Raw genomic sequence first — 6,903 nt, forward strand, 5'->3', positions numbered from 1 at the left:
CAGATTCATCGACGGCGCCGCGCGACTGATCGCGGCGAAGCCGATGTTGACCACCAGCAACGACGTCATGGCCGGCAAGGCGACCCGCACCGCGCCGGAGAAGAACTGCGTGCCGAATCCGGCGATCGCATGCAACCCGTCCGGACCGATCGTCGCCGTGCCCGGAGGAAGCGTGCGGAAGCTATCGGCCAACAGGCTGATCAGATGCAGATGACCGTCCATCGCCAGGAACAGCAACGTCACCAGCATGCCGTAGAACTGTCCCAGCACAGCGGAGCTGCCGCCGGCCAACGGATCGATCGCTTCGGCAAAGCCAAGGTTCATGCTCTGCGAAATCAGCTGCGCGCCGAAAGACACCGCCTGGAATGCCAGTTGCAGGACGAAACCGATCGCCGCGCCGATCAGCAACTGCGCGATCATGCTACCCACGCCTTCGCCGGAGAGCAGATCGATCTGCGTCGGCGCCAATGGCGCCAGCGCCGCAGTAAGTACCAGCGCCACAACCAGACGCACCTGCATCGGGATCATCGTGGTACTGAAGATCGGCGCAATCAGGCACATGCCGCTGACCCGCCCGAAGGCCCATAGCAACCCGCCCAGCCAGGCTTGCAACTGGACAAGCTGCAGCGTGATCACTTCACCGCCCCGGGCAGGCCCTCGATCACATGGCGGGTGAACTGCACCAGCGTGCGCAGCATCCAGGGCCCGGTAATCACGCCGACGCATGCCATCGCGATCAGCTTGGGAATGAAGCTCAAGGTCATTTCATTGATCTGCGTAGCTGCCTGGATCACGCCGATGAGTAAGCCCACCGCCAGCGCGGTCAGTAGCAGCGGCGCGGCGATCAACATGGCGACGTAGAGCGCGTGCTGGCCGAATTCGATGATCGACTCGGGGGTCATGGGCGTGGCTCTCCGTGGGGCCTACGGTTTCGTGGAGAAGGGGCGAGGGGTGAGTAGCGAGGGCGCAAGCCCGAACGGATGCCGCGAACCGGAGTGCCGGCCAGTTGTCGCAAAATGGATGCCTGCCCCAGGTATCCGGTCTTTGCGCCCTCGCTACTCACCCCTCGCCCCTTCTCCACGCCTGCGTACCCGATCGCTTCGCACCGCAACGTCATGTGTAAAAGCTCCCCGCCAACGTCCCCATCAACAGCGACCAGCCATCGACCAGCACGAACAGCATGATCTTGAACGGCAACGAGATCGTCACCGGCGAGACCATCATCATGCCCATCGACATCAGTACGCTGGCAACGACCAGGTCGATGATCAGGAACGGGATGAAGAGCAGAAAGCCCATCTGGAACGCGGTCTTCAGCTCGCTGGTAACGAACGCCGGCATCGCTACACGCAACGGCACTTCGTCCTTGCTCGCATAAGGTTTCTCACCCGCCAGCTTGGTGAAGAGCTGCAGATCGGCATCGCGCGTCTGGTCCAGCATGAAGCGCTTGAACGGCGAAGTCGTCGCATCCAATGCCTGCTCGGCAGCCATCTGACCATCCATGTAAGGCTTGATGCCGTCCTGGTAGGCACGGTTGAGCACTGGCGACATCACAAACAACGTCAGGAAGAGCGACAGGCCGATAATCACCTGGTTGGGTGGCGTCGACTGCGTACCGAGCGCCTGGCGCAAGAACCCCAGCACGATCACGATACGCGTGAACGATGTCATCATCAGCAGGACCGCCGGCAGCAGCGTCAGCACCGTCAACAGCGCAAGGACCTGCAGCGATAACGTCCAATTCTGCGCACCGCCGGCGTTCTGCACGGTCAACACGGGGATGCCTGGCGCCTGCTGCGCAAATGCCGCCAGCGGCAACAACAGCATGGCCAGCGCCGACAGCCATTTTAAGATCTTCATGGCTTGCGCTTCCAACGATTGAGCAGCTCGGCAAACCCCGGCCCCGGTGCCGCGATCGCGGTCGCGGCCGGCGGCGTGAGATCGCCGTCGTAGACGTGCAGGGTACGCATGCCGCCTTGCCCCGCACCGACCAACAGGCGTTTGCCATCGGCCTCGATCAGCAACAAGCGGTCACGCGAACCGATCGCAAAGCTTTCCACGCAGCGAATGCGTCGACCGCCCGGTTGGGCACGGCCTTGCATGCGGCGAGTGAACCAGCCAGCGGCGAGAATGATCGCGACGATGGCGGCCAGACTGACCAGCACACGCAACAGTTCGCCGCCGACATCGACATCGGGGGCGCCGGCGACGGGCGCAACGGCGGCAAGAGCCATGAGCATGGGCAACGCCACCTCAGCGCAACTTGCGCACGCGTTCGGATGGGCTGATCACGTCGGTCAGGCGAATGCCGAACTTTTCGTTGATCACCACCACTTCGCCATGCGCCACCAGAGTGCCGTTGACGAACACATCCAGCGGCTCGCCGGCGGCGCGGTCCAGCTCCACCACCGAACCCTGGTTGAGCTGCAGCAGGTTACGGATGCTGATACGAGTGCGGCCCACCTCCATGGCCAGTGTCACCGGTACATCGAGAATCATGTCCAGGTTGACGTCGGCGTCGCCGCCGAAGCGAGGGATGCCGTCGAGTTCAGGGCCGGCCAGGTCAGGGGCGGCTGCGTCGGTCGAGTTCATGCGGGTGTAGTCTCCGTAAAATTGTCGCTGGCCAAGCGCGTGCTGCGCCGGGCCGCCGGGCCATGGAAGCGCACGGAACTGCGCCCGTTGGATTGGCCGTAGCGGCCGCGGAAAATCGGTACGTCTTCGGCGAACACTGTCGCCATATCGGGTAACTGCACCGGAATCACATCGCCCGGCCGCAGGCGCAGGAAGTCGCCGATGTTGATCTGCGTTTCCAGCAACAGCGAACTGAGCTCTACCTCGGCATCCATCACTTCTTCATGCAGGCACTCGACCCAGCGGTCGTCGCGCTCCATGCGGTCGCTCTGCACACCCGCATCGAGCAAGGTGCGAATCGGCTCGACCATCGAGTAAGGCATGGTCAGGTGAATTTCACCGCCGCCGCCGTCGAGCTCCACATGGAAACGCGACACCACCACGGTTTCCGTAGGGCTGACGATGGTGGCGAACTGCGGATTGATTTCCGAATTGACGAATTCGAACTGCAAGGGGAGCACCGGTGCCCAGGCCTCCACCATCGCGGTGAAGACCTCGTTCAACATGATCTGGATAACCCGGTTCTCCGTCGGAGTGAAATCGCGCCCCTCGATACGAGCGTGATAGCGACCGTCGCCACCGAAGAAATTATCGATGGTGGAAAAGACCAGGCGCGGTTCGATCACCACCAATCCCGTACCGCGCAGTGGCTTGATCTTGACCAGGTTCAAATTGCTCGGCACGGCCAGGCCATGCACGTATTCGTTGAACTTGAGCATGCGCACGCCGTTGACCGACACCTCGCAGGCCTTGCGAAGTACATTGAACACGCCGGTGCGGAAGAAGCGTGCGAAACGATCGTTGACCATTTCCAGCGTCGGCAACCGCCCGCGTACAATGCGGTCCTGCTGGGTAAAGTCATATTCGATGGCCGTGCCCGGCGGCGGCGGCTCGTCCTGGCCGGTTTCCACCGTGCCGCCGTCGACGCCGTTGAGCAGCGCATCGATTTCTTCCTGGGAAAGCAGATCGCTCATCGTTCGCGTTCCGTTACTGCATGACGAAACTGGTGAAGTACAACGCATCGATGCCCGGGCGACCCAGGCGATCGGTCAGGATCTTGCGTACCGCGTCCAATGCCTTGGCTTGCAGCTTCTGCTTGCCCTGTACGTCGGCAAGGTCGGCGCTGCTCTGGCTGCTGAACAACAGTACGAGTGCATTGCGAATGACCGGATCGGCACCCTTGGCTGCATCGATCGCCGCCTGGTCATGCGACATGAGGGTCACGCCGACTTGTAGGTAGCTCTGCTGTTCGTCGCTTTTGAAATTGACCACGAAAGCCGGATCCAGCGGCAAGTACAGTTCCGGGCCCTGCTTGGCGGGGGCCGCGGAGGCTTCGCCGCTGGGGGTGCCATGACCGCGCAGGGCGAACAACGCATAGCCGCAGACCGCGGAGATCAACAGCAGGGCAACGACAAGGATGACGATCAACCCGCGTTGACCGCCAGGTTTCGCGACGGGTTCGGCGACGGGGGCTTCGGCCTTGGCCATGAATAACCTCAAGTAGGAAATGGTACGACTACCGAGGTTTTAGCAAGCGGCGTGCCACGCTTGGAAATGGCTTGGTGATGCGGTTTTTCTTGGTGCCTGAGAGTTTCTTGACGCGTGCTGGCGATTTGGCGCGAGTGGATGTGTCGGAAACCCGGCACCCCAGTTCGACTATTTTTTTAGGGGCGACTTCAGGGAACCTCTAAAAACCTGTCAATGACTTGGACACAGCGAAAACGGATCCTATCGTTGTGGGAGCGACTTCAGTCGCGACAAGGACTTGCGATAAGGCACGATCGTCGCAACGGAAGTCGCTCCCAGAAGAGCCGGTTTTCAGAGGTTCCCTGAAGTCGCTCCTGCAAGATAGTTGGCCACAGGATTTACGGGGAACCTGGCTCTCACGCAAACGTATCGAGCAATCCCACGGCCAGGCGCTGAACCACAGGCGACACTTCGACATCGTTGCCCGCTGCATCGCCACCGCGCGCATGACCGCCCTTGCCGGACGACGATCCGCCGAACCCCTGTGCCTGCTGCTGCCCGACCTGCGCCTGCCCGAGCGAAAGCCCCTGCCCGGCCAGCATCGTGTCGAGCTGCCCCAAGGTCTGCTGCACCGCCGTCACCGCGGCAGGGTGCTGCGCAGCGAAGATCACATCGACACGGTTGTGTTCGACGCTGACCTTCACTTCCAGCTGACCCAGCTCCTCCGGGTTGAGCCGAATCTGGGCTTGCTTGATCTCCTGTCCCCCGAGCCAAGCCACTTGCTGGCCGAGCTCCTGAGCAAAACCGCTGCTATCGACCGGCGACTGCATCTGCAGCATATGCGGCTGCGCCGTCGGGGCACCGCTTTGCACTGCGTCGGACAAGCCCAGCATCGCCGTGATGTCGGTGTTTTTATGTACGGTCGCGGCCGGTAGTTCCGCCGTCGCAGCTTCACTCACGTTCGTCGGTTTGACCGTCGTCGTCGCCGCGGTCGCAGTCTTGCCGTCACCGCCTCCCTTGGTCTGGAGGTGATGCCAGGCATCGTCGCCGGTCTTGTCGACGGCCTTGTCATCGGCCGCGCCTGCCTTGCCAAGCCCGGCCAATTTCGGATTGATCGGCAACAGATTCGCCGGGATACCGGCCAGCTTGGCCTGCGACGCCGTCGCCCCCGGATCTTTGACCGCTTGCGCATCCGTAGCCGGCAACGCCTGCGACATGCTCAATGCAAGCGCCGACAACCCTGCCGGCGCAGCTGTGGATACGTCCGGCGTAGGCGCAGGCGCCTGCGTACCTTGTGCCGGCGGCACTGATTGACCGAGCAATTGCAGCATGCTGCTGGCCAGGCTGGTATCGCCGGCGTCGTTATTATCGTCTTTGTCGTCGTGCGCGTGCGTCGGCTTCTTGGCGTCGTCGGTGGTCGCCGTCTTGGCTGTCGAGGCTTCGCTGTCCTGCGCGGACGGCGCGTCGTCGTTCGATGCAGCCTGTTGCTGCTGACGTCGCGCGGCATCCAGCTGGCTGTCAAAACGGTCGTCCCCGTCGGCCGGTTGCGGCGATGGCGCGGCCATCGGAATGGGCGGTGGCGTAGCTACGACAGGCAAGGGAGCGCTGGCGGTCATGGTGTCATCGTTTTGGCGGAAGGGGGACATCGCCTGCTAGGCAGCAAGGAACGGGCCAGCTCAGCGCGGACGGCGGTACTGCATGCGCTCATCGATCTCCGATTGCTCGCGCCGCTCCTCGCTTTTGCGCTCCTGCTCGCGGTGATGGTCGATCACGCTGTCGAGGGCACGCTCCCGCGCATGCGCCTCGCGCCACTGGCCGCCGGCCTGCTCGAGCAGACGCTTCTGGCGCTCGACCTCAGTCAGCTGTTGGGTGATGGCTTGATCGATGCGTTCGACGAAACGCTGGCGATTGAGTAAAGCAGTGACGGTCAGATCGCCGCCCTGCAAGGCATATTCCTCGCGATAGCGCTGCAGCTCGGTCAATTGCTGTTCGGCCTTGACCAGCTTCTGTTGCTGGTCGGCCAGGCGCTGCAGGGCTTTTTCCTGGCGCTCCTTGGCCTGTTCGGCGGCAGGCTGCAAACGTGCGGCGCGGGATTTCATCATAAGCCGGCCTCCTGGGCGATCGCTTGCAGTGCCTCGACGGCGGAATTCAACGGCATCGGCTCATCCACTTCTTGTTGCAGGAAATCGCGCAGCCTTGGCCACATGGCAATGGCGCGATCGGTCTGCGGATCGGAACCCTTCTGGTACGCACCCACGGCGATCAGGTCGCGCTGCTGGCGATACGCCGAGTACACCTGGCGGAATTTCTGCGCCGCACGCATCTGCCCGCGCTCGACCACCGCCGGCATGACGCGGCTGATCGACGCTTCGATGTCGATGGCCGGATAGTGGCCGGCTTCGGCCAGGTCGCGCGAGAGCACGATATGGCCGTCGAGAATCGCACGCGCCGCATCGGCGATCGGGTCGTGACGGTAATCGTCGCCTTCGGTCAGCACGGTATAGAACGCGGTGATCGAACCGCGTCCTTCGGCATCGTTACCGGCGCGCTCGACCAGGGCCGGCATCATGGCGAATACCGACGGCGGGTAACCTTTAGTTGCGGGAGGTTCACCGATCGCCAAAGCGATTTCACGCTGCGCCTGGGCGTAGCGCGTCAGCGAATCCATCAACAGCAGCACGCGCTGGCCGCGGTCGCGAAACCACTCGGCGATCGCCGTGGCGTATTGGGCACCGCGCAAGCGCTTGAGGGGCGGCGCATCGGCTGGCGCGGCGACAATCACCGCACGGGCGCGCCCTTCTTCGC

At 62.9% G+C, this 6,903-nt stretch carries 9 protein-coding genes and 1 pseudogene; all 10 read right to left on the reverse strand.

Annotated elements, in window-relative coordinates; genetic code table 11:
* A partial coding sequence (locus tag VIM98_RS17255) for a flagellar biosynthetic protein FliR (protein ID WP_331994349.1) occupies positions 1-636 on the reverse strand: 636 nt, incomplete at its 3' end.
* Positions 633-902: a flagellar biosynthesis protein FliQ gene (gene fliQ / locus VIM98_RS17260; protein ID WP_331994350.1), complete on the reverse strand. Its 270-nt coding sequence runs from the start codon at positions 900-902 to the stop codon at positions 633-635. The genes fliQ and VIM98_RS17255, both read right to left, overlap by 4 nt.
* Before the next feature lie 211 nt (positions 903-1,113).
* Positions 1,114-1,860: a flagellar type III secretion system pore protein FliP gene (gene fliP, locus VIM98_RS17265; RefSeq protein WP_331994351.1), complete on the reverse strand. Its 747-nt coding sequence runs from the start codon at positions 1,858-1,860 to the stop codon at positions 1,114-1,116.
* Complete coding sequence (fliO, locus tag VIM98_RS17270) at positions 1,857-2,240, reverse strand: flagellar biosynthetic protein FliO (protein ID WP_331994352.1); 384 nt, start codon at positions 2,238-2,240, stop codon at positions 1,857-1,859. Before fliO ends, fliP begins: the two co-directional genes overlap by 4 nt.
* Before the next feature lie 13 nt (positions 2,241-2,253).
* Positions 2,254-2,592, reverse strand: a complete 339-nt coding sequence (gene fliN, locus VIM98_RS17275) for a flagellar motor switch protein FliN (RefSeq protein ID WP_331994353.1) — start codon at positions 2,590-2,592, stop codon at positions 2,254-2,256.
* Positions 2,589-3,605, reverse strand: a complete 1,017-nt coding sequence (fliM, locus tag VIM98_RS17280; RefSeq protein ID WP_331994354.1) for a flagellar motor switch protein FliM — start codon at positions 3,603-3,605, stop codon at positions 2,589-2,591. The genes fliN and fliM overlap by 4 nt, the downstream gene beginning before the upstream one ends.
* A 13-nt stretch (positions 3,606-3,618) precedes the next feature.
* Positions 3,619-4,119 carry a flagellar basal body-associated FliL family protein gene (locus VIM98_RS17285; protein ID WP_331994355.1) on the reverse strand — a complete coding sequence of 167 codons (501 nt, stop codon included), beginning with the start codon at positions 4,117-4,119 and terminating at the stop codon, positions 3,619-3,621.
* A gap of 395 nt (positions 4,120-4,514) precedes the next feature.
* Complete coding sequence (locus tag VIM98_RS17290; protein WP_331994356.1) at positions 4,515-5,714, reverse strand: flagellar hook-length control protein FliK; 1,200 nt, start codon at positions 5,712-5,714, stop codon at positions 4,515-4,517.
* A gap of 60 nt (positions 5,715-5,774) precedes the next feature.
* A complete protein-coding gene (gene fliJ / locus VIM98_RS17295) occupies positions 5,775-6,200 on the reverse strand; it encodes a flagellar export protein FliJ (protein WP_331994357.1) in 426 nt (141 codons plus the stop codon).
* A pseudogene (fliI, locus tag VIM98_RS17300) lies at positions 6,197-6,903 on the reverse strand (flagellum-specific ATP synthase FliI); the annotation flags it as partial. The gene fliJ and the pseudogene fliI, both read right to left, overlap by 4 nt.

It is taken from the genome of Dyella sp. (assembly GCF_036568765.1).
In the GTDB taxonomy this organism is placed as follows: Bacteria; Pseudomonadota; Gammaproteobacteria; order Xanthomonadales; family Rhodanobacteraceae; genus GSA-30.

What these genes read in the sequence shown, in the direction of transcription:
- fliQ (WP_331994350.1), bottom strand. Translation starts at nt 902, where the DNA reads ATGACCCCCGAGTCGATCATCGAATTCGGCCAGCACGCGCTCTACGTC.
- fliP (WP_331994351.1), bottom strand. Translation starts at nt 1,860, where the DNA reads ATGAAGATCTTAAAATGGCTGTCGGCGCTGGCCATGCTGTTGTTGCCG.
- fliO (WP_331994352.1), bottom strand. Translation starts at nt 2,240, where the DNA reads ATGCTCATGGCTCTTGCCGCCGTTGCGCCCGTCGCCGGCGCCCCCGAT.
- fliN (WP_331994353.1), bottom strand. Translation starts at nt 2,592, where the DNA reads ATGAACTCGACCGACGCAGCCGCCCCTGACCTGGCCGGCCCTGAACTC.
- fliM (WP_331994354.1), bottom strand. Translation starts at nt 3,605, where the DNA reads ATGAGCGATCTGCTTTCCCAGGAAGAAATCGATGCGCTGCTCAACGGC.
- VIM98_RS17285 (WP_331994355.1), bottom strand. Translation starts at nt 4,119, where the DNA reads ATGGCCAAGGCCGAAGCCCCCGTCGCCGAACCCGTCGCGAAACCTGGC.
- VIM98_RS17290 (WP_331994356.1), bottom strand. Translation starts at nt 5,714, where the DNA reads ATGACCGCCAGCGCTCCCTTGCCTGTCGTAGCTACGCCACCGCCCATT.
- fliJ (WP_331994357.1), bottom strand. Translation starts at nt 6,200, where the DNA reads ATGATGAAATCCCGCGCCGCACGTTTGCAGCCTGCCGCCGAACAGGCC.